This window comes from Roseinatronobacter alkalisoli (genome assembly GCF_028745735.1).
Classification (GTDB): Bacteria; Pseudomonadota; Alphaproteobacteria; order Rhodobacterales; family Rhodobacteraceae; genus Roseinatronobacter; species Roseinatronobacter alkalisoli.
The window spans coordinates 1-20,917 of record NZ_JAQZSM010000018.1 but is presented as its reverse complement, the minus strand read 5'-3'; the positions used below and the strand labels follow the sequence as shown (position 1 = coordinate 20,917).

Annotated in this window: 24 protein-coding genes; 17 read left to right on the top strand and 7 right to left on the bottom strand. The window is 60.6% G+C overall.

Annotated features, from left to right (window positions below):
- Window positions 1-98: 98 nt before the first annotated feature.
- From PUT78_RS16430 to PUT78_RS16420, 3 genes are read left to right on the top strand one after another with little or no spacing between them, the layout of a single operon-like run.
- Window positions 99-815 carry an alpha/beta fold hydrolase gene (locus PUT78_RS16430; RefSeq protein WP_274353365.1) on the top strand — a complete coding sequence of 239 codons (717 nt, stop codon included), beginning with the start codon at window positions 99-101 and terminating at the stop codon, window positions 813-815.
- Entirely contained in the window at window positions 808-1,146 is a 339-nt protein-coding gene (locus PUT78_RS16425) for an extradiol ring-cleavage dioxygenase (protein ID WP_274353364.1), read from the top strand. The genes PUT78_RS16430 and PUT78_RS16425 overlap by 8 nt, the downstream gene beginning before the upstream one ends.
- Window position 1,147: 1 nt before the next feature.
- On the top strand, window positions 1,148-1,990 hold the full coding sequence (locus PUT78_RS16420) for a class III extradiol dioxygenase family protein (RefSeq protein ID WP_274353363.1): 843 nt from the start codon (window positions 1,148-1,150) through the stop codon (window positions 1,988-1,990).
- A 330-nt stretch (window positions 1,991-2,320) separates the two neighbouring features.
- Here the strand turns inward: PUT78_RS16420 and PUT78_RS16415 are convergent, their stop codons facing one another.
- The 7 genes from PUT78_RS16415 to PUT78_RS16385 form a co-directional block, all read right to left on the bottom strand.
- Window positions 2,321-2,734: a DUF1801 domain-containing protein gene (locus tag PUT78_RS16415; protein ID WP_274353362.1), complete on the bottom strand. Its 414-nt coding sequence runs from the start codon at window positions 2,732-2,734 to the stop codon at window positions 2,321-2,323.
- A 385-nt stretch (window positions 2,735-3,119) separates the two neighbouring features.
- The gene (locus PUT78_RS16410) at window positions 3,120-3,731 is read right to left on the bottom strand and encodes a TetR/AcrR family transcriptional regulator (protein WP_274353361.1); all 612 of its coding nucleotides are present in this window, start codon (window positions 3,729-3,731) and stop codon (window positions 3,120-3,122) included.
- Window positions 3,732-3,923: 192 nt separating this feature from the next.
- Window positions 3,924-4,952: a TRAP transporter substrate-binding protein gene (locus PUT78_RS16405; protein WP_274353360.1), complete on the bottom strand. Its 1,029-nt coding sequence runs from the start codon at window positions 4,950-4,952 to the stop codon at window positions 3,924-3,926.
- Window positions 4,953-4,973: 21 nt separating this feature from the next.
- Window positions 4,974-5,489 (bottom strand): TRAP transporter small permease, encoded by a 516-nt coding sequence (locus tag PUT78_RS16400; protein ID WP_274353359.1) that lies wholly within the window; start codon window positions 5,487-5,489, stop codon window positions 4,974-4,976.
- Window positions 5,490-5,501: 12 nt separating this feature from the next.
- Window positions 5,502-6,806, bottom strand: a complete 1,305-nt coding sequence (locus tag PUT78_RS16395; protein WP_274353358.1) for a TRAP transporter large permease — start codon at window positions 6,804-6,806, stop codon at window positions 5,502-5,504.
- Window positions 6,806-8,500, bottom strand: coding sequence for a CocE/NonD family hydrolase (locus PUT78_RS16390; protein ID WP_274353357.1), 1,695 nt, complete (start codon window positions 8,498-8,500; stop codon window positions 6,806-6,808). The genes PUT78_RS16395 and PUT78_RS16390 overlap by 1 nt, the downstream gene beginning before the upstream one ends.
- A gap of 134 nt (window positions 8,501-8,634) precedes the next feature.
- The gene (locus PUT78_RS16385; protein ID WP_274353356.1) at window positions 8,635-9,387 is read right to left on the bottom strand and encodes an IclR family transcriptional regulator; all 753 of its coding nucleotides are present in this window, start codon (window positions 9,385-9,387) and stop codon (window positions 8,635-8,637) included.
- Window positions 9,388-9,558: 171 nt separating this feature from the next.
- On the opposite strand from PUT78_RS16385, the gene PUT78_RS16380 reads away from it, so the two are divergent.
- From PUT78_RS16380 to arsB, 14 genes are all read left to right on the top strand, one after another.
- Window positions 9,559-10,395 (top strand): cyclase family protein, encoded by an 837-nt coding sequence (locus tag PUT78_RS16380; RefSeq protein ID WP_274353355.1) that lies wholly within the window; start codon window positions 9,559-9,561, stop codon window positions 10,393-10,395.
- Window positions 10,396-10,522: 127 nt separating this feature from the next.
- On the top strand, window positions 10,523-10,873 hold the full coding sequence (locus tag PUT78_RS16375) for a cupin domain-containing protein (protein ID WP_274353354.1): 351 nt from the start codon (window positions 10,523-10,525) through the stop codon (window positions 10,871-10,873).
- Window positions 10,870-11,664 carry an SDR family NAD(P)-dependent oxidoreductase gene (locus PUT78_RS16370; protein WP_274353353.1) on the top strand — a complete coding sequence of 265 codons (795 nt, stop codon included), beginning with the start codon at window positions 10,870-10,872 and terminating at the stop codon, window positions 11,662-11,664. Before PUT78_RS16375 ends, PUT78_RS16370 begins: the two co-directional genes overlap by 4 nt.
- A gap of 4 nt (window positions 11,665-11,668) precedes the next feature.
- Window positions 11,669-12,598: a 3-hydroxyacyl-CoA dehydrogenase family protein gene (locus PUT78_RS16365; RefSeq protein WP_274353352.1), complete on the top strand. Its 930-nt coding sequence runs from the start codon at window positions 11,669-11,671 to the stop codon at window positions 12,596-12,598.
- A 69-nt stretch (window positions 12,599-12,667) separates the two neighbouring features.
- On the top strand, window positions 12,668-13,933 hold the full coding sequence (locus PUT78_RS16360) for an ABC transporter substrate-binding protein (protein ID WP_274353351.1): 1,266 nt from the start codon (window positions 12,668-12,670) through the stop codon (window positions 13,931-13,933).
- 56 nt (window positions 13,934-13,989) lie between these two features.
- Window positions 13,990-14,718 (top strand): ABC transporter ATP-binding protein, encoded by a 729-nt coding sequence (locus tag PUT78_RS16355; RefSeq protein WP_274353350.1) that lies wholly within the window; start codon window positions 13,990-13,992, stop codon window positions 14,716-14,718.
- Window positions 14,711-15,415: an ABC transporter ATP-binding protein gene (locus PUT78_RS16350; protein WP_274353349.1), complete on the top strand. Its 705-nt coding sequence runs from the start codon at window positions 14,711-14,713 to the stop codon at window positions 15,413-15,415. The genes PUT78_RS16355 and PUT78_RS16350 overlap by 8 nt, the downstream gene beginning before the upstream one ends.
- Window positions 15,416-15,418: 3 nt before the next feature.
- Window positions 15,419-16,282, top strand: a complete 864-nt coding sequence (locus PUT78_RS16345; RefSeq protein WP_274353348.1) for a branched-chain amino acid ABC transporter permease — start codon at window positions 15,419-15,421, stop codon at window positions 16,280-16,282.
- On the top strand, window positions 16,279-17,298 hold the full coding sequence (locus PUT78_RS16340) for a branched-chain amino acid ABC transporter permease (RefSeq protein ID WP_274353347.1): 1,020 nt from the start codon (window positions 16,279-16,281) through the stop codon (window positions 17,296-17,298). Before PUT78_RS16345 ends, PUT78_RS16340 begins: the two co-directional genes overlap by 4 nt.
- Window position 17,299: 1 nt before the next feature.
- The gene (gene kce, locus PUT78_RS16335) at window positions 17,300-18,232 is read left to right on the top strand and encodes a 3,5-dioxohexanoate:acetyl-CoA acetone transferase (RefSeq protein WP_274353346.1); all 933 of its coding nucleotides are present in this window, start codon (window positions 17,300-17,302) and stop codon (window positions 18,230-18,232) included.
- Window positions 18,233-18,362: 130 nt separating this feature from the next.
- A complete protein-coding gene (gene map, locus PUT78_RS16330; RefSeq protein ID WP_274353345.1) occupies window positions 18,363-19,115 on the top strand; it encodes a type I methionyl aminopeptidase in 753 nt (250 codons plus the stop codon).
- A 79-nt stretch (window positions 19,116-19,194) separates the two neighbouring features.
- Window positions 19,195-19,575 carry an ArsR/SmtB family transcription factor gene (locus tag PUT78_RS16325; protein WP_274353344.1) on the top strand — a complete coding sequence of 127 codons (381 nt, stop codon included), beginning with the start codon at window positions 19,195-19,197 and terminating at the stop codon, window positions 19,573-19,575.
- Window positions 19,514-19,678, top strand: a complete 165-nt coding sequence (locus tag PUT78_RS23825) for an arsenic metallochaperone ArsD family protein (RefSeq protein ID WP_420793514.1) — start codon at window positions 19,514-19,516, stop codon at window positions 19,676-19,678. The genes PUT78_RS16325 and PUT78_RS23825 overlap by 62 nt, the downstream gene beginning before the upstream one ends.
- A gap of 20 nt (window positions 19,679-19,698) precedes the next feature.
- Window positions 19,699-20,781: an ACR3 family arsenite efflux transporter gene (gene arsB / locus PUT78_RS16320; protein WP_274353343.1), complete on the top strand. Its 1,083-nt coding sequence runs from the start codon at window positions 19,699-19,701 to the stop codon at window positions 20,779-20,781.
- The last annotated feature ends 136 nt before the right edge of the window (window positions 20,782-20,917 follow it).

Here is a 20,917-nt window from a genome sequence, read left to right as displayed (position 1 = left end):
CAGATATTAAGTATCTGATGGATCGGATTGTCAAATAAAGTCTTGTCATGCCACTTTCATGCCTGATCACGTCCCACACCATGCCAGAGGAGGTCTCGTTGCACGAATTGACCCTTGTTCTGATTCCCGGTCTCGTTTCCGATGCGCGTGTCTGGCAACCTGTGGCTGATGCCCTGAAAGACAGCTATGTTATTCACGCCGCCAATGTGCAGCGCGATGACCGGATCGAAGCGATGGCCGCGCGGCTTCTTGCGGATGCCGATGGACCGCTGATCGCGGTCGGCCATTCGATGGGGGGCCGTGTTGCCATGGAAATGGCCCGGCAGGCCCCGGATCGTCTGCGCGCGCTGGTGTTGGCCAATACAGGGCACGACACGCGCAAACCTGGTGAAACCGCGAAGCGACAGGCCAAAATCGATCTGGGGCACGACAGCATGGCAAAACTGGCGGCGGAATGGTTGCCCGGCATGCTGGACCCGGCGCGAACCAGCGACACTGCGCTGATCGAAGGCCTGACAGAAATGGTAATCGCGGCAGGGCCTGCAGTTCACGAACGCCAGATCCATGCCCTGCTGAACCGCCCCGATGCCGGGGCCTGTCTGGGCCGGATTGCATGTCCGATCCTACTGTTGACCGGCAGACAGGACGCATGGTCGCCAGCCGCGCAGCACCGCGCCATCGCGGATATGGCACCCGACGCAGAGGTGCAGCTGATTGACGATGCAGGGCATTTCATGCCGGTCGAACAACCGGCGGATACCGTCGCGCGCATTACTGAATGGCTTAGCCGCAACAAGGAGAGGACCCATGTCTGACACAGGCAAGATTGCCCAGACCCCGCTGTTTGACCGCAAGGCCAATATCCGGGGCTACAAACTGAACAAGATGGCCATGGCCCTGGTCGAGGAACATAATCGTCAGGCGTTCAAGGATAACGAGGAGGCCTATCTGGACCGTTTCGGGCTGGATGCCGTGACCAAGGCCGCGGTCATGTCGCGCGACTGGCACGAAATGGTGCGCCTTGGGGGTAACCTGTTCTTCATCCTGAAGATATCGGCCATCGACCCGACCCCGATCATTTCTATCGGGGCGGCACAGGCTGGCATGACGCCGGAAGATTTCATCAAGAACAGACTGGGGAAGTAGGATGGCAAAACTCATCGGCGGGCTGGGAACCAGCCATGTGCCCTCTATCGGTGTCGCACTGGATAAGGGGCAGGATCAGACAGATTACTGGAAGCCGCTGTTTGACGGATATGACTATCCCAAACAATGGATGAAGGAAAACCGCCCCGACATTGCGGTGGTAATCTTCAACGACCACGGCAACGCGATGTTTCTGGACCGTGTGCCAACCTTTACGGTCGGCGTTGCGGACAAATACGCACCAGCGGACGAGGGCTGGGGGCCACGCGCCATCCCGCATTTCGACGGGGCAGAGGATTTCAGCTGGTATTTCGCTGACAAACTTGTGGAGAACCATTTCGACCCGATGATTGCGCGGGAAATCGATGTGGACCACGGATTGCAGGTCCCGATGGAGCTGTTCTTCGGTCGCCCGGAGGACAAATGGCCGGTCAGGATTCTGCCGATCTGGGTTAACACCGTGCAATTCCCGATTCCGACGCCGCAGCGTTGCTGGGAGATGGGTCAAATCCTGCGCGCGGCAATCGAGAGCTACCCCACAGATGAGCGCATTGTCGTCATGGGAACCGGTGGGTTGTCGCACCAGTTGCAAGGCACAAGGGCGGGTTTCCTGAACGAACAGGCGGACCGTGACTGGCTGGCCAGCATCGGGAACAATCCCGGGAAGTGGCGCGATCTGAGCCGCGAGGATTTCGTCGAAATCTTCGGATCAGAGGGGGCAGAACTGATCATGTGGTTGGTCATGCGCGGGGCGATGGATGCGTCGGTCAACGTGAAACACACACATTACCACTTGCCCGCCTCTATGACCGGCGCAGGTTGCATCGTACTGGAGAATGCCTGATCGACTGTTTTCTGTTGCGCTGCCTGTACCACCCCGACATGGGTGCCGCCCATGGCTTTGCAGAAGGCGATCCCTTTTTCCCGAAGGCATCATACACCAGTTCGAAATATCGCCCTGTCCCGGTACGTTTCAGGCGCATCGGAGTCCAGACACCATGAGCCCGTGCCGGATGTTATCGCGCAACATGCACTAAACCGGCTCTGCTGTGGTGCAGCGTGTGTTTGCCAGCTGACAAAGGGTTCCCTGCCTGCCACAGATGTACAGACGACGTTCAGGTGACGGTTATGCGGGACGGAGCGGATACAGAGCATTGCCCTCTGAACGTCTACTCTAGAGCTTTTGGCCGGGGAGTTTTAGTGCCTGCCGAACCCAGCTTGCCAGTTGCTTTGCATCAAGTGCTTCATTTTCATGAATATCCAGATATCGTGTGCCTTCAACTTTGGATTTCTTGGGCGGCATTGGGTCAAGCGACGAGCCGGTCAAAAAAGTGATCTGCACGTAGTTCTTGTAGCAATACATCGCCAGAAACCATCCGTCTTCCTTGCCATAGAATGGCGTGTTCCATCGCACTTGTTTGCGGACATCGGGAAGTACCTTTTCTATGGTTTCATCGATCTGCTTGCCAAGGGCACTCTTCCAGCCTGGCATCGCGGCAATATAAGCTTGCACAGCTTCGTCGCCGTCACCCTTGGGAATGTAGGGATTGGTGCTTGATGAATGAGTTGGCTTTTGCGTTTCAGGCATGTGCGGAGCATAGCACGGATATCTCCCCAAGCCGACCTTCGAAATTTCGGAACCAGAACACTAAGGGCGGAAAACCCTCATCCGACCGTTTTTCGCAAGGATGTCGGGCAAATGTCCGATACCCTGTTTCCATCGGGGATTTTATGTCAGGCGGCGGGCACCGGAGCATGAGCAGATCAGGTGAAGCACCCTGTTTGCGGGTACTGTCGGCGTAAGACGGGCCTTTGGGGGCGTCCCGGATAGCGCTGATGTCAGTGCAAGCCGTGCAGGTCGGAGTAGGCCGCTTGCATAAAGTAAACTTATCCAGCGTGGAACCGGCAGCCCCCGGCCCGCCGGAAGCGCGGGCTTCGGGCGCCCAGCAACCGTTTCAACCAGCCTGACGCGATCACGCAGGTGAAAACCGCCGTGCGGCGTTGATCACCAGATCATGCTGAGATCGCGCAAGGGCCAGCCGCTCTTCCAGCGGCAAGGCACCGTTGCGAAGAAATTCGCTGACGATCATCGTGTTATAGAGCGTGGCAAACTGCTGCGCATCGGCAGGTGGCAGTCCCATCTCGCAGAACAGCGCGGCGTCGGCATCAACCCGCTGCGTGCTTTCGTCCTGCAACCGTCTGGTCAGATGGGGTGATTTCTGTGCGGCGATGCGCAGGAAAACCGATTGCGGGCCGGTTACCGAGCGCACCACAAAGTCATAAACAGTCCAGAGCCGGTCTTCGGGTGTGGCACCTTCGGTATGCCGGTCAACCAGCGAGGCATTGCGCGCCAGACGCTTCAGCCAGTATTCCACCACTGCGTCGATCAGGTCTTCGCGGTTGCGGAAATGCCAGTAAAAACTGCCCCGGGTAACGCCGATCCGGCGCGCCAGCCGGTCAACCTTGATCGTATCGGCGGACCCTTCTGACAGGGCCTCCCATGCCGCAGCGATCCAGTCTTCGCGGCCAAGGCGCGACGAGCCCCCCTCCGGGCGGTCGGGTTGGATGTTCGCGTTTCCGGTCACTGACGAGTCCCCTTGTTCGGATTCATGCGTTGCCTGACAATACCCGGACGCAACCACCTGTTCGCGCCGGCGCATCGCCATGACGGGAAAATACCCCAGATGATGCGGCATGCCAATCGGTCGGTCGGGTGGACCTGGCGGCTGATATGGCGTGATCCCTGCGCCCGGCATGGCCGGATGCAGGGCTGGGTGTCACCGGTTGGCGCGTTCGGCACGGACTATTTCCATTTCTGCCTGAAAGGCCTCATAGAAGGCGCGCGCGGGCTTGCCCGACGCCTCGACCTCGGCGATCAGATTGTCGATCAGCGGCTGGAGCCGGGCAGCGGCAGCGGCGCGGTCTTCTTCAGACACCTCGATGATTTCGTTGCCACGCGCGCGCGCGGCCTCCAGCCCGCGCTGGTCGATCTCGCGGAAACACTCGGCGCCATGCTCTGCGATCCGCTCTCCGGTAAAGCGCGTGTCAATCAGCGTGCGCAGATCATCGGGCAGGGATTCATAGAAACCCCGGCTCATTCCGAAGAATGTCTGACCAAATCCTACATCCGCAATGAAATGCTGTTGCGTGACCTCTGCCAGGTTGAACGACCCGACTGCCGACCAGTTGGCGATGGCCCCGTCAAGCACGCCGCGTTGCAAGGCTTCATATACCTCTGGCAGGGGCATCCCGGCGGCGGTGCCGCCAAATGCCTCGGTCATGGCCGTCATTGCGCTGCCTGACACCCGCATCCGCCGCCCCTCAAGGCTGGTGAAGGTTTCGGCGGGGCGTGCCATATGGATCTGGAAAGGCGTGGTCAGTACCAGACCCATCAGATGGATATCGGCAAATTCCGCGGCCAGCCATTCCGGGGCCAGCCGGGTAAGGGCAATGGAGGCAACGACATTGTCGTCAGCAATCAATGGCAGCGCCGCTATTTCGGTCAGCGAGAACCGGCCGGGGGTGTAGCTGAGCACGCCTTCGGACATGTCGATCACACCCTGCGCGATCTGCTGATACTGCATCACCGGGTTGGCAAAGGCCGTGCCGCCCAGAAAGGTTTCCACAGTAATTCGCCCGCCTGATTCCTCTTCGATCTGATCCAAAATTGCGCGGTCGGAGCAGACGTAATAGGGGGTTGTCGCCGTGCCGAACGTGCTGAATCGCATCGTGACCTCAGAGGCGTGCGCCGGGCTGACTGCCATCAGCGTGCCAAGCGCGAAAGCAAGGGTTTTTCCGGTTGTCATAATAGTCCTCCCTGTTGAAGTTCAGTGTTGGTTATCAGTGGGTTCCGGCAGATCCCCGTGTGTCATTGCGCGCCGGACAGCGGTAAGAACCGCAACCACTGCGGCGATGGCCAGCGCGCTGGCGGTCAGGGCATACGGAACAATCATCGGCAGGCGCAGCACCTCTGTTACCTGGCCGAAACGCAACGTCATCAACCCGCTTTGCAAGACCTTCCACGCCAGATAGCCGCAGACAGCGGCCCCGATGAGCACCCAGAATGCATCCAGCCAGCGCAGAACCTGCGGGGGTACGGTAGCAGTCGCAATTTCGACATTCAGATGGGTTCCCTGCGCGAAAGCGCGCGGCAGTCCAAAGAACCCCACTGCCAGCAGCAGGATCGAAACCATCTCGATAGCGCCGTTGAATGACAGCGATGCAGAGAAGTAACGCCCGCCCACATCCGCGACGACAATGCCTACCATAAGCACAAGCGCCAGCCCGGCCAGCAGGACTGTCAGGTACGACAGAAGGTCAGTCAGGGTTTTCAGATGTTTCATGGCATAACTCCGTCAGTCGAACAGCAGGCCGGGCAGAAACAGCACCAGCCCCGGAAACGCGATAAACAACGCCAGTCGCAGGACATCGACCGCAATGAAGGGCACCACGCCGACAAAGGCATCCGTCATTGATATCTGCGGTGTGACGCGCGACAGCAGAAAGATATTCAGTCCTATCGGTGGGGTGACCAGCCCGAATTCGATCACCATCACCATGATGATGCCGAACCAGACCGGGTCGAACCCGGCCTGCAACACCAGCGGAAAGATCACCGGCGTAAAGATGAACAGGATCGCCATTGAATCCAGAACGCAGCCCAACAGCACGAAGGCCGCAACCAACAACAGGATCAGGGCCAACGGGGACAGATCCAGCGCCTCGACAAAGCCGACAAAGACATTTGGGATGCGCGACGCCTGCAGGAAATATTCGTAAAACGTCACACCCAGCACAATGAAGATGATCATGGTGGAAAGCTGCACTGTTTCTACCACCGAGGCGCGAAAGACCTCTGGCGTCAGTGTTCGGGTGACAAGGCCGATGACCATTGCCCCGGCGGCCCCGATCGCAGCCCCTTCCGACGGGGTAAAAAGGCCAATGAATATCCCGCCCATCACCAGCAGAAACAGCGCCAGTACCCCGCCGATCCTTCCCAGTGCCGCGATACGCTCGCGCCAGCCTGCCCGCAGGCCGACCGGTGCGGATTGCGGGTCAATCCGGGTCCAGACCCAGACGGCAAAGACATAAAGCAGCATGGCGACAATGCCTGGTATGATACCGGCGGCGAACAGTTTGCCGATCGATGTTTCGGTCAGAATGGCATAGACGATCAGCGGCAGCGAAGGCGGAATAAGGATGCCCAGCGTCGTACCCGCAGCAATCGACCCGCCTGCAAGCCGGGGGCTGTAGCCGTTTTTCAGCATTGGCGGCACGGCAATGCGCGCCATTGTGGTGACCGTGGCGACGCTGCTGCCGCATACCGCCCCGAACCCGCCACACGAAAGCACGCTGGCCATCGCCAGCCCGCCACGGCGGTGGCGCACGAAGGTGTTGGCGGTGTCATACAGGCGTTCGGCCATGCCGATGCGCACTGCCAGAACACCCATGAACAGAAACATCGGCAGGGTCGACAGGGTATAGTTCATCAGCGCCGAAACCGGGGCCTGACCGGCGACAAAATCCAGTGTGCGTGTGCCCTGAATGATCGTCAGCCCGCCGCCACCCACGAGCATAAGCGCCAGCCCGATGGGCGCGCGCAGCGCGATCAGGGCCAGCAGCGCCACAAATCCACCTGCTCCGACCAGTTCGGGTGCCATTACAGCTTCCCCCCTGATACGAAGGTGCCGACCCGGTTGCCGGCTGTCACCGGCAGCACCAGATGCGACGGGTGATCGCCATTGTGATGCACCGTCAGCCGTGCCCCTGTGGCCCGCGACAGATGCCCCTGACAGATGGCATCAAGCGGGGTCGGCGGGGCCTCGTCATCGGCGCATTTGATCCGCAGGCCCAGGCGTTCACCGGGCCGCAGGGCGATGGCATAGGGACGGATTTCGATGGCAAAATCATGGATAACACCGGGTTCCAGCGGTTCACGCGCATCATGCGGGTGCCAGGGCTGCCATGGGGTGCTGCTCGCCGGATCGGTTGCGCGCTGCGATCCGCGCAGCCAGCCACGGGTCAGCAAAGTCTCGGTTCCATGCACGTCGCGGTGCAGCACCGAAACAAACCACAATGCTTCGGTGTCGGTCGTGCTGGCGTGCAAATTCAGCACCATCGGCCCGGCCAGTTCTGTTTCTTCGACCATCGGATGGGTCCAGAATTCCAGGGCCTCGTGGCAGTAGGGCGAATCCGAGAAGGTTGTCGCACCTTCTCCGACGGTATACCCGCGCTCGGACAGTTCGCCGTTTTCATGCAGGTAGAACCGGGTAAAGCGCGTTTCGGGCAATGGCCATTGCTGCGCAGATTTCCAGCGCCCGGTTCCGACAATGAACAGGTTGATATCCGTTTCGTCCATCATGCCGGTGTCGTTGCCCTTCAGCCAGTGATCGAACCAGCGCAGCGCTTCCTGGTGGTACTGATAGAAGGGCCGGTCAAGATAGACGGGCGGGCCGATTGTCAGCTTTCGCGGCCCGTTCCAGTTGGCAAAGCTGCGCAATGCGCCGGGCAGATGCAGGCCATGCACCCCCCAGCACCCGCCAAAATAGGCGGGCACCGTGCAGCCATGCGCATAATCAACCGAACGTTCGCGGTAATATTGCCCGTCGAGCGGTGACTGAAGAATGTCGGCAATCATGCCGTTTTGTCCGTTCAGCGGGTCGGCAAGAATGTCGCGCAGAAACGGCACTGCCATCAGGTCGGCATCCGCCTGCGCCGCAGCGATTCCCGCGTCAAACGCCGCGCGCCCGTCGCCCGCTGCCAGCACGCTTTGCAGGCGTGGCCGGTCAAGCGTCGGCAGCCACATCTCCATGAATTTGTGACTGAGAATGCCACCGTGATAATAGCGGTCGCGGTACATGTCGGTATAGCCATAGGGTGCGAAGATCGCTTTCAGTGCCGGCGGCGAAAGTTGTGCGACCAGCGGCTGCACGATCGCGAAATACGAAATGCCGAACATACCCACGGCACCGGAACACCATGTCTGCGATGCAAGCCATGCGATGGCGTCTGCCAGATCCTGAATTGTTCGTGGACCGAGGTTGTCATACGTGCCCGTCGAATTGCCGGTGCCGCGCACATTCACCACCACATGGGCATATCCGCGCCGCGCCCAGAATTCGGGATCGCCCGCTTCCAGATGACCCCGCGCATGGGAAAACCCGACCGGACGCATGTGCATCAACTGATCAGTGGTGCGGTAGGCATGTGCACATAAAAGCGCAGGGTACGGCATGTCATCATCCGGGCGGGTCACTACCGCATCCAGAGTGATGCCATCGCTTATGGGGATGGCAAGTGACGTGCGCGCAGGCGCATGGCGTCGCTCAGAAAGCGACCAATCCACAGAAAACATGTGATTCCCCCAGCAGAGCGTTCCATACACTTCTGTTTGTTTATGGTTTGCACAGACTCTGTTACCGGTCAATACATTTCTGTATGTTCCGGTCAGGGAGGATTTCAGCCAGCGCCTGAACTGCGGTCAGAAGATCAGCGCCGCCCGTCGCGCTTTACCGCTGCAAGGGTTTCGCGCAGGGCGGTTTCGATGTTCTTGCGGGTATGGGCGAACCGCTGGGACGGCACCGGTACGGAAACTGCGTGGATTTCGCCATTGCGGTCGCAGAATGCCCCGCCCAATGCGGAAATACCCTGCGTGTGCTCATCAATGTCTGATGCCAGCCCTTCTTCGCGGATGCGGTCCAACAGGGTCGCAAAGGACGGCCAGTCACCCTGCTGGCCCCGCCGCTGCCATTCGGCTTCTGCCAATGCGCGGGCGCGATCAGGCGGCAGCAGGGCCAGTGCGGCGCGACCGTTGGCAGTGGTTGTCAGCGGAAACACATCCCCCACGGCGGAAACTGTCCGCAGCCGGTGGGTGCCGGGAACCTGATCCAGAAAAATCATCGCCGCACCACGCAGCACCGACAGATCGGCCGTTTCGCCCAACCGGCGGGATAGTTCGGACAGATGCAGCCTGCAATCATCGACCACGTTGTAATGCGTCCCCTCGGACAATGCGGTGATGCCCGGCCCCAGCCGGATTGAACCGCCCGAGGATGACGCAATCACCAGTCGTTCCACCTGCAGTGCGCCGACGATCCGCTGCACGGTCGAACGTGGCAGTTCCACCTGTTCGGCGATCTGCCCCAGACTCATACCATCCGAATTGTCGCGCAACGCCCGCAGAATCGCTGCGGCCCGTGCGATTACCTGAATGCCGGACCGGCTGTTTGCCTCTTCGTTCATTGGTCTCTCCATGCCGGATTTCACCATGCAATACACCAAATACCCGGGTGATTGCAATGCGGTACAGCCGTACCAAATTTATTGTTGACCGAATGGTGATGCAGATGTACCGTAATATGGAACGAAGACGCGCCACCACCAAGGCGCGGCGGGACCAAGGGGGGAATTGTCATGGTGATGATCCGCGGGATCAGTTTTGAAGGAAATCTCGACAACAGCATGGGGCTGGAGTTCTATAATCTCAGCCATCGTTTCGGGTTTCAGAATCCGAACTGGCCGTATTTTCAGGATACCAAGATCGAGCGTATCCACTACATGGCCAAGTCGGGTGTGCTGTCGCAGCGCATTACAACGACGATGCACGCCACCACCCATATCGATGCGCCCGCCCATGTGGTGCAGGGAACGCCCTTTATCGACGAGGTGCCGCTGCCGCATTTCTTCGGCACCGGGATCGTGGTGCCGATGCCCAAAAAGAAGTGGGAGTTCATTACCGGCGACGATCTGGAAGAAGCCTGCGGCAAGACCATCCGCAAGGGTGATGTGCTGATCATCAACACCGGCTGGCACAAGCAATATGAAGATGGCGATTACTTTGCCTATTGCCCCGGCTTCGTGAAATCGGCGGGTGAATGGATGGTGGAAAAGGGTGTCAAGGTTGTGGGCCATGACACCCAGGCCAATGATCACCCGCTGGCCACTGCCATCGGCCCGCAAAGGAACGGGCCGTTGCTGCCGCATCTGAAAAAGGAATGGGCCGCGCATACCGGCGGCAATGACTGGGAAGATGACTTTCCGGAATGGGAACCGGTGCATCAGGTGCTGTTCAAAAACGGCATCCTTGGCATTGAGAATGTCGGCGGTGATCTGGATGCGGTGACCGGCAAGCGCTGCACCTTCGCCTTCTTTCCGTGGAACTGGGACCGGGGCGATGGCTGTATCATCCGTCTGGTCGCGATGATCGACAAGTCAGGCGACTACCGGATTGAACGCGGCGCGCCGCTCTGAGTGCGCGCGTGGCGCGGCGGGTGCAAGGGTTGGCCGACCCCTGCCGCTTATCCGGTTTCAGGACTGGAGAGGCGCCGGAAAAGCGGGCCCGCTGCCAGTTGAGCCGCCGATGGGGGAGGGGACACCGTTGTTTGTAAAGCGTTTTCAGGATGCCGCATTCTATCACGCGCCCAATCACTGGGGCGTGGCGGGCTTGCGGCTGCAAGGGTTCGAGGCAGAGGGGCCGCGTAACCAATGGGTCGGTCTGTCGCAATTCCTGCCGGGTGGCGGGGCCGGGCCGGATTCGACACCGTTTGAGAAGGTCTATGTTGTTCTTGATGGCGAAATGACAGTCATCATCGACGGCGTGGAAACCGTGCTTGGCAGATATGACAGCGCGACCATTCACCCGGACGAGGTGCGCACCATCAAGAACCGCACCAATCACACCTGCACCATGCTTGTGGTCGTCCCCTATCCGCCCGGAGTTCAGCCATGACCCTGCCGACCCCGCTGGACATGTTCGATATCCGCGGCAAGGTCGCGTTGATCACCGGCGCATCCGGGGCTTTTGGGGCCGTGGCTGCGCGTGTGCTGGCGGGCGCTGGTGCAAGGCTGGTTCTGGCGGCCGGCGATGCCTCCGCCTTGGCTGCAATTGCCCGCGAGTGCCGCGAGGCTGGTGCAGGGGTACATGAAGCCAATGCCCGCCCCGACAGTGAAGCGGCCTGTGACGCGCTGGTTGCGCAGGCGGTCAGTGGGTTTGGTGCGCTTGATATCCTTGTGGTTGCCAGCGGCATGAACAAGGTTGCAAAAATAGACGAAATGACGCCCGACACCTTCTTGTCGGTCATGGATGCCAATGTCACCCAAAGCTGGCTGATGGCCCGCGCTGCCACCCGCCAGATGAAGGCGCAGGGCAGGGGCGGAAAGATCGTTCTGGTCTCCAGCGCGCGCGGCTTGCTGGGTCACCCGGCCGGATACACCGCCTATTGTGCATCCAAATCCGCTGTGGACGGGATCACCAAAGCGCTGGGGTGTGAACTGGGGCCGACCGGGATCACGGTAAACGCGATTGCGCCAACTGTGTTCCGCAGTCCGCTGACGCAATGGATGTTCGACGATACCGACAACGCAAAAGCGGTGCGTGAGGGCTTTCTGGCGCGTGTGCCGAAGGGCCGTCTGGGCGAACCAGAGGATCTGGCGGGGCCGCTTCTGTTCCTGTCGTCGAAAGCGTCGGACTTTTACACCGGGCATATCCTTTATGCCGATGGCGGCTATACGGCGGGGTAGGGATATGCACAGCAACCAGCAAACGGCGGTGATAGGTGCAGGGCTGATGGGGCACGGCATTGCGCTTACACTGGCGCGCGCGGGCTGGCGTGTCGCGCTGACCGACCCCCTGCCGCAAGCCCGCGCCAGCGCTCCGCAGCGTATTTCCGACAGCCTGCGGCTGATGGGCGAAGATGAGGGGCGCATTGCCGGAATTCTGGCGAAGATCGCAATTACCGATACAGTGCCCGCCGCAGTGTGTGACGCTGCCGTCGTGTTCGAGGCAGCGCCGGAAAAGCTGGCGCTGAAACAGGCGATCTTTGCGGAGATAGAAGCGCATGCGTCAGACTCCTGCATTCTGGCATCGAACACCAGCGTGATGCCGATAACCCGGATCATGCAGAACCTTCGGCTGCGGGGCAGGGCGCTGGGAACCCATTGGTGGAACCCGCCCCACATGATTCCGCTGGTTGAGGTGATCCGTACCGAATGGACCACCACCCACAGCATGGATGCCATGGTCGGTCTGCTGACTGATTTGGGCAAAACGCCGGTGCGGGTGGAAAAAGACGTGCCCGGTTTCATCGGCAATCGCCTGCAGCACGCGCTCTGGCGCGAGGCGATCAGCCTTGTCGAACGTGGCATCTGTGACGCGGAATCGGTCGATACGGTGGTGAAATCCTGTTTCGGGCGGCGGCTGTCGGTACTGGGGCCACTGGAAAACGCCGATCTTGTGGGCACTGATCTGACGCTTGATATCCACAACACGGTTCTGGCCGATCTGGAACACCGGCAGGCCCCCTCGCCTTATCTTCAGCAACTGGTCGCCGACGGCAAGCTGGGCATGAAGACCGGCGCGGGGTTCCGCAAATGGACCCCAGAGGAGGCCGCCAGGGTTCGCAACCGGGTCACCACCCATTTGCGCAGGCTGGAAGGAATACTGGACAAGGACTGAGGCGCGGCGCCGTCCGGGGCGTGCGTTCGCACAAAGCTTCACACATCTCGAACCGGGGAGGACGAGACCATGAAGACACTGAGCAGAAGACTTTTTCTTACAGGCAGCACCACCCTTCTGGCCGCACCGGCCATTTTGCGCGGCACCCGTGCCTATGCCCGCACACCGGTGCTGAAAGTGGGCCATGTCAGTCCGCGCACCGGCCCGCTGGCGGGGTTTGCAGAGGCTGATGAGCATATTCTGGCAGGGCTTGCCGAACGTTTCGCAGGCGGGGTTGAGAACAACGGGCGCGGCTGGCAGATCCAGATCATCTCCAAGGACAGCCAGTCCAACCCCAACCGCGCCTCTGAAGTGACCAGCGAACTGATCCTGTCAGACGAGGTTGACATCATCGTCGCAGCTTCGACCCCGGACACGGTCAACCCGGTGTCCGATCAGGCCGAGATCAATGATGTGCCCTGCATCACCACCGATTGTCCGTGGCAGCCCTATTTCTTCGGGCGCGGCGGCAATCCCGCAGAGGGGTTTCGCAACACATTTCATTTCTTCTGGGGCCTTGAAGATGTGATCGGTGCATTCCTGTCGATGTGGGATGCCGCCGGGGTAACAAAGACGGTGGGCGGGCTGTTTCCCAATGATGCAGACGGCAATGCCTGGGGCCATCCTGAACTGGGGCTGCCCACACCACTGGCTGCGGCGGGTTACACGCTGACCGATCCGGGCCGCTATCAGCCGCTTTCCGATGATTTTTCGAACTACATCAACGCATTCAAAGCCGCTGGCTGCGAGATTGTGACCGGCAACATGATTCCGCCCGATTTCGGCACCTTCTGGGCGCAGGCCGCGCAGCAGGGCTTCCACCCGAAGATCGTCACCATCGGCAAGGCGCTGTTGTTTCCATCCGTCATTCAGGGCTTGGGTGAGCGTGGGCCTGGCCTGTCATCCGAAGTCTGGTGGTCGCCGGATCATCCGTTCGCTTCGTCGTTGACGGGTGTCACGGCGGGGGAACTGGCGGGCGGCTTTACCGCTGCCACCGGGCGGCCCTGGACACAGCCCATCGGGTTCAAACACGCGCTGTTCGAGGTGGTGGCCGATGTGGTCGCGCGCGCTGCGGATCTGGATGACCCGGATGCCATTCTTGCCGCGATCAGGGGCACTGATCTGAACACGATCGTCGGCCCGGTGAACTGGGCAACCGGCCCGGTTCCGAACGTGACCAAGACCCCCCTTGTTGCCGGGCAGTGGCAGCGTGACGGGGACGGGATTGACCTGAAGATCGTCGCCAACGCCACCGCGCCGCAGATCCCGCTGACCGGGGCGCTGCAACTGCTCTGACGTCAACTGCTGCCCGGCCATCGGGGCCGGGCGGTTCACCAAGGCCGGAGTACCGCATGCAACCGATCCTGGAGATGGACAACGTAAGCAAGGCGTTTGGCGCTGTCGTGGTGGCCGAAGCGCAATCCTGGTCATTGGCCAAAGGCGAGGCGCTGGGTGTTCTGGGCCCGAACGGCGCAGGAAAGACCAGTATGTTCAATCTGGTTACCGGCACAATCAGGGCAGATGCCGGGCGCATCCGTCTGTCCGGGCAGGATATCACTGACTGGACGGCCCCGCGCCGGTGCCGGGCGGGGATCGCCCGCAGCTTTCAGGTGCCGCAGCCGTTTGCGCATATGACGGTGTTCGAAAATGCTTTCGTCGCCGCAACACAGGGTGCCGGGCTGTCCGGCCCGGGGGCTGATGCGATGTGCCTTGATATACTTGCCCGCACCGGCTTGCTGCACCGTGCCAATGCCCGTGCCGGGGGCCTTACACTACTGGAGCGCAAGCGGCTGGAGCTGGCGCGCGCGCTTTGTGCGAAGCCGCGCGTGCTGCTGCTGGACGAAATCGCGGGCGGGTTGAGTGAACACGAATGCCACGCGCTGATTGATACCATCCGGGATGTGCGTGCCACCGGGGTGTCCATCGTCTGGATCGAACATGTCGTGCATGCGCTGATTGCGCTGGTGGACCGGCTGATCGTGATCGATTTCGGGCGCAAGATCGCGGAGGGCGCGCCACAGGCCATCATGCAAAGCCCCGAGGTGCGCGAAATTTATCTGGGGATTGATGCCGATGCCTGACCCCGTTCTGAATATTGATGCACTTGATGCCCATTACGGCGATTTTCAGGCGCTACATGGCGTGACCATGCAGGTCACCGCGGGCGAGGTGCTGGCGCTGATCGGGGCCAATGGCGCGGGCAAGACCACATTGCTGCGCGCGGTGGCCGGACTGCTGCGCAGCCGTTCCGGCGCGATCCTCTGGCAGGGGCGCCCCATCGGCGCCTTGCGCGCTGACCAGATCGCGGCGCTGGGTATCGCGATGGTACCAGAGGGGCGGCTTCTGTTCGATTCCCTGACGGTCGAGGAGAACCTGATCATCGGCGGGCAACTGGGGCGTCGCGGGCCGTGGACACTTGAACGGGTGCAGACCCTGTTTCCCATCCTGCGCGAACGCCGCCATTTTCCTGCCAATGCGCTGTCGGGCGGACAACAACAGATGGTTGCCATCGGCCGCGCGCTGATGGCCAACCCGGAGCTTATTCTGATGGACGAAATAAGCCTGGGGCTGGCGCCTGTCGTTATTCGCCAGATCTATGACGCCCTGCCCGCTATCGTGGCCGAAGGGCTGACCGCGATCATCGTAGAGCAGGACATTACCAGGGCGCTTTCGGTTTCGCACCGGATTTACTGCCTGCAGGAAGGGCGCGTGGCCCTGACCGGGCCATCAGTGGATGTCACACGCGACGCTATCGCGCGCGCCTATTTCGGAGTCTGACGGATGGAGTGGATCAACGCCATTGCCCAAGGTGTCCTGCTGGGGGGGCTTTACGCGCTGTTCGCGGCGGGGCTCAGCCTGATTTTCGGCATCATGCGGCTGGTCAATATCGCCCATGGCGACCTTATCGTGCTTTCGGCCTATGTCGCCCTTACCGTGACGCTTGCACTGGGTCTGCATCCGCTGCTGGCGCTGGTGCTGGTGGTCCCCGGGATGGCGCTGTTCGGCTACGCCCTGCAACGGCTGATCCTTAATCGCGCCATGGGCGAGGATATCCTGCCGCCGCTTCTGGTGACATTCGGCCTGTCGGTCATTATTCAGAACGCGCTGCTGACGGGCTATTCCGCCGATCCGCAGAAACTGGATGCAGGCTGGATTGAAACGGCATCGGTGCAGGCCGGGCCGCTGGTGCTGGGGGTCATGCCGCTGCTGGTCTTTGCCTGCGCGGTGGCGGTGATCGGAGCGCTGCAATGGATGTTCTATCGCACTGCTCTGGGCCGGGCATTCCGCGCTACGTCAGACCGGCAGGACATTGCGCAGCTTATGGGGTTGAACCGGGCGCATGTGTTCGCGATGGCGATGGCGCTGTGTCTTGCGGTCACGGCGCTGGCGGGGGTGTTTCTGGGCATCCGCACAGCGTTTGACCCGGCTGGCGGCAGCGCGCGGCTGATCTATGGGTTCGAGGCCGTGATCATCGGCGGGCTTGGCAATCTATGGGGCACGCTGGCGGGCGGGGTGATCCTGGGTGTCGCGCAGACCGTCGGCGCCACGATCCATCCTGGTTTTCAGGTGCTGGCCGGTCATCTGGTGTTTCTGGCGATACTCGCGGTGCGGCCGCGTGGCCTGTTTCCAAGGAGAGAAGAATGAACGCGTTGCATGTCACCCGTCAGACCCGGTTGTCGCTGACCACACTGATCCTGTTGATGCCGGCACTGGTGCTGCTGACGGCTGCGCCCTGGTGGGCGGGGCGGGCAGATCTGCGCCTGATGGGTGAAATTGCGCTTTATATGTCATTGGCCACGCTGTGGAACCTGCTTGCCGGGTATGCGGGGTTGGTTTCTGTCGGGCAGCAGGCCTATGTCGGGCTGGGGGCCTATGTTTTCTTCGCTCTCACGCTTCTGGCGGGTGTCCACCCGCTGGCAGCACTGCCGCTGCTGATGCTGGTGGGTGCGGGAATGTCGGCCACTGCGGCGGTCCTGCTGTTCCGGCTTCGTGGTGCCTATTTCGCCATCGGATCATGGGTTCTGGCGGAAGTGTTCCGTCTGACCTTTGCGCAGGTGTCGGCACTCGGGGGCGGGTCGGGCATTTCGTTGCCGCCTGCCGTGGTGCGCGCCTTGTCCGACGATCGCTGGATGCGCGAGGCCATGGCCTGGTGGCTGGCGTTGGGGGCGGCAGCTCTGGTCATCGGTGTGGTGGTGCTGTTCCTGCGGTCGCGCAATGGTGTTGCGCTGACGGCGATCCGCGACAACGAACTGGCTGCGCGGTCACTGGGTATTGATGTCTGGCGCACGAAATTCACCGTCTATGTCGCAGTGGGTGCGTTAACCACATTGATCGGCGCGCTGATCTTCCTGCAAAAGCTGCGGATTTCGCCCGATGCCGCCTTTTCGGTCAATGACTGGACGGCGTTTGTGATCTTCATTGTCGTCATCGGCGGTCTTGGCACAATCGAAGGGCCCATCATAGGCACGCTGGTCTTTTTTGCGCTGCGCCAGACGCTGGCGGATCTGGGCACGATCTATCTGATTGCGCTGGGACTGGTGGCGATTGCCGTAATGCTCTGGGCACCGCGCGGATTGTGGGGGTTGGTGCGCGATCGATGGGGACTGGAGATATTTCCGCTCAGCCGACGGGTGGCAGGCCTGAACGAGAAAGGACACTGACATGGCCCGAAAGCCGCGTACCATCATCACCTGCGCCATTACCGGGGCAATCCATACGCCGACAATGTCGGATGCCCTGCCATGGACTTGCGAGCAAATTGCCGGACAGGCGCTTGCCGCATCCGAGGCTGGCGCTTCGATCCTGCACCTGCATGCGCGCAATCCCGAAAACGGGGCACCATCGGTGGACCCAGTCGATTTTGCGCCCTTCCTTGCCCGCATCAGGCAAGCGTCCGACGCGGTGGTAAACATTTCCACCGGCGGCTCGCTCAGCCTGTCTATTCAGGACAGGATCAGGCCAGCCATGACCTTTTCGCCCGAGATGTGCTCAATGAATATGGGGTCGATGAATTTCAGCTTCCACCCGCTGGCCGCGCGCTACAGCGAATGGAAATTCGACTGGGAGAAGACCTATGTCGAAAATTCCGAAGCCAGCATTTTCCGCAACACCTTCCGCGATATCAGGGAGGCCGCGACCAGCCTTGCACCGCATGGCACGAAGTTCGAGCATGAATGCTATGATATCAGCCATCTCTATAACCTGAAATTCTGCATGGATACCGGCCTGTTCAAAGCGCCCGTCTTCATTCAGTTCGTGCTGGGTATTCTGGGCGGGATCGGCGCGGATGTCGAAAATCTGGTATTCATGAAGCGTACCGCTGACAAGCTGTTCGGCGATGATTACCGCTGGTCGGTGCTGGCGGCGGGGGCGTCACAGATTCCGATGGCGACCACCGCCAGCCAGATGGGCGGCCATGTCCGCGTGGGGCTGGAAGACAGCCTGTTCATAACCCGGGGCAAACTGGCGGAGTCCAACGCGCAACAGGTCACCAAAATCCGGCGCATTGTCGAAGAACTGGGCAATGAAATCGCCAGCCCGGATGAAGCCCGCGAAATACTGGGCCTGAAGGGGGGCGATCGCGTCGGTTTCTGACTGCGCAGTTGCCGTCCAGCATATTATGGCCGCAGTTTTGCGCCATCCGACCGGCGGGCGTGCGGACAAAGCGGACTTCTGGTGTTATATGCTATGGGATTGCCCCACCGCATTTCTGAAGAGAGCCTGAATGACAATCACGCATCAAGACGAGTTGGATGGCCTGAAAAAGATTGGTCGTATCGTTGCCAACACCATGCATACCATGGCTGCGGCGATGGAGCCTGGCATGACAACACGCGAACTTGACGGGATCGGCCGCAAGTTGCTGGAGCAGGCGGGCGCCGTATCTGCGCCTCAGGCAACCTATGATTTTCCGGGCACCACCTGCATCAGTGTCAACGAAGAGATCGCGCATGGCATCCCCGGCGACCGCAAGCTTGCATCGGGCGATCTGGTTAATATCGATGTCTCGGCCTCGCTGAACGGATATTTTGCCGATACCGGGGCAACCTTCGGCCTTGGCGCAGTCTGCCCCTCGCTGGTCCGGCTGTGCCGGGATGGCAAGCGCGCAATGCAGATCGGCATCGCGCAGGTCGGCCATGACAAGCCATTGGCCGACATCGGCAACGCTATTGGCAAGTTCGCATCGAAGCGCGGCTACACGCTGATTCGGAACCTTGCCAGCCATGGTGTGGGCAAGGCCCTGCACGAATACCCCGAGGAAGTTGCGACCTGGCCAACCAAAGGCGACAAGCGACGCATGCATGACGGCCTCGTGCTGACGGTAGAGCCATTCCTGTCGCGCGGCGGAATGTGGGCGATGTCAGGCAAAGATGACGCATGGACGCTTTTCAGCGAACCGCCAGCCCCGGTCGTCCAGTATGAACATACGGTCGTGGCAACCCGTCGCGGTGCCATCGTCATCACACTGCCGGGCTGAACTGCCGGGGTTGTGTATTCTCCTTGCATCGTCGATTGACGATTAATATATCGGTGAACGACGATATGGATGCGTGAATATGCCAGACCCGGATATGACACACGGCTTCGATACCCGCAACGCCGCGCAGGTGGCTGCGCTGGCCAAGGCCATGGCCCATCCTGCGCGCGTGCGGATCATTGAATTTCTGTTGTCGCGGCCCGGCTGCATCGGGGGGGATATCGTGGACGAAATCGGGCTTGCGCAGTCCACTGTGTCAGAGCATCTGCGCATTCTGAAGGAATCAGGTCTGGTTGTCGGCACAATAGAGCGGCCGCGCATCTGCTATTCGCTGGACCCCGGCGCTCTGGAACCGTTGCACGCCCTTATCGGGCTTATTGCGGCACGCGGCGCGCAGAATGACGCGGCATCCTGCTGCTACACACCTCAGGCCTATGCCGGGAAAGAGAGCGCGGAATGATCCATGTCACCCATATGACCCTGCCATGTGCTGCGCGACCGGCATTTGTGGCCCGGATGCAGACCAGTCGCTGAACATGCCGACCGCCTTGCGCACTGTCTGAACTTCTGAAGGAATAACCACATGCCTGTCTTTGAACGTTATCTGTCGGTCTGGGTTGCCCTGGCGATTATCGTGGGGCTGGTACTTGGCCAGATTGCGCCGGCGCTGGTGAACGTCCTTGCAAGCCTTGAATACGGGTCTGTCAATTTTGTCATCGCGGTGCTGATCTGGTTCATGGTCTATCCGATGATGGTCGGGGTGGATTTTACCTCTCTGAAACATGTGCATGAGCGCCCCAAGGGCCTGATCATCACGCTGGTCGTCAACTGGCTGATCAAGCCCTTCACCATGGCGGCGCTCGGCGTGCTGTTCTTTGAGTACGTCTTTGCGCCTTTCATCGAACCGGGCACAGCGGGCCAGTATATTGCGGGCATGATCCTGCTGGGGGCCGCGCCCTGCACGGCCATGGTGTTTGTGTGGTCGCAACTGACGAAGGGTGATCCCAATTACACGCTTGTGCAGGTGTCGCTGAATGATGTGATCATGATTTTCGCCTTTGCCCCGATTGTCGCGCTGCTGTTGGGCGTGACAGATATTACTGTGCCATGGGAAACGCTGGTGCTGTCGGTGGTGCTGTATATCGTGGTGCCATTGACGGCGGGGGTAATCACGCGGCTGTATCTGACGCGCGGGGCGCAGCGGCGCGGCGCTGCCGCAGCGGAGGCAAGCGTCAGCGCATTTACGGCGCAGGTGAAACCCTTTTCGGTCATCGGGCTTCTGGCGACGGTCATGCTGCTGTTTGGTTTTCAGGGCGAGGTGATCCTTGACCGCCCGCTGATCATCGCGATCATCGCCATTCCGCTGCTGATCCAGTCCTATGGCATGTTCGCAGTGGCCTATTGGGCCGCGAAACTGTGGCGTGTCCCGCATAAGGTTGCCGCTCCTTGTGCGCTGATCGGCACGTCGAACTTCTTTGAACTGGCGGTGGCCGTGGCGATCGGCCTCTTTGGTCTGAACTCCATCGCAGCGCTGGTCACCGTGGTGGGCGTACTGGTTGAAGTACCGGTGATGTTGTCGCTGGTATGGTTCGCCAACCGCACCCGCCACTGGTTCCCGCTAGAGGAAACGCCGATACGGCAATCGGAAACAAAGGTGCGGAACTGATGCGGTCAGGTCCCCTGATCGATTGCGAGTACGCGCATTGCTTATCCTTTGCGCTGCAGCGTTTTTTGGGCTGCAGCGATGATGCCTTTTGTTGAGAGGCCGTATCTGGTGAAGAGCCATTGGACGGAGCCTGTTG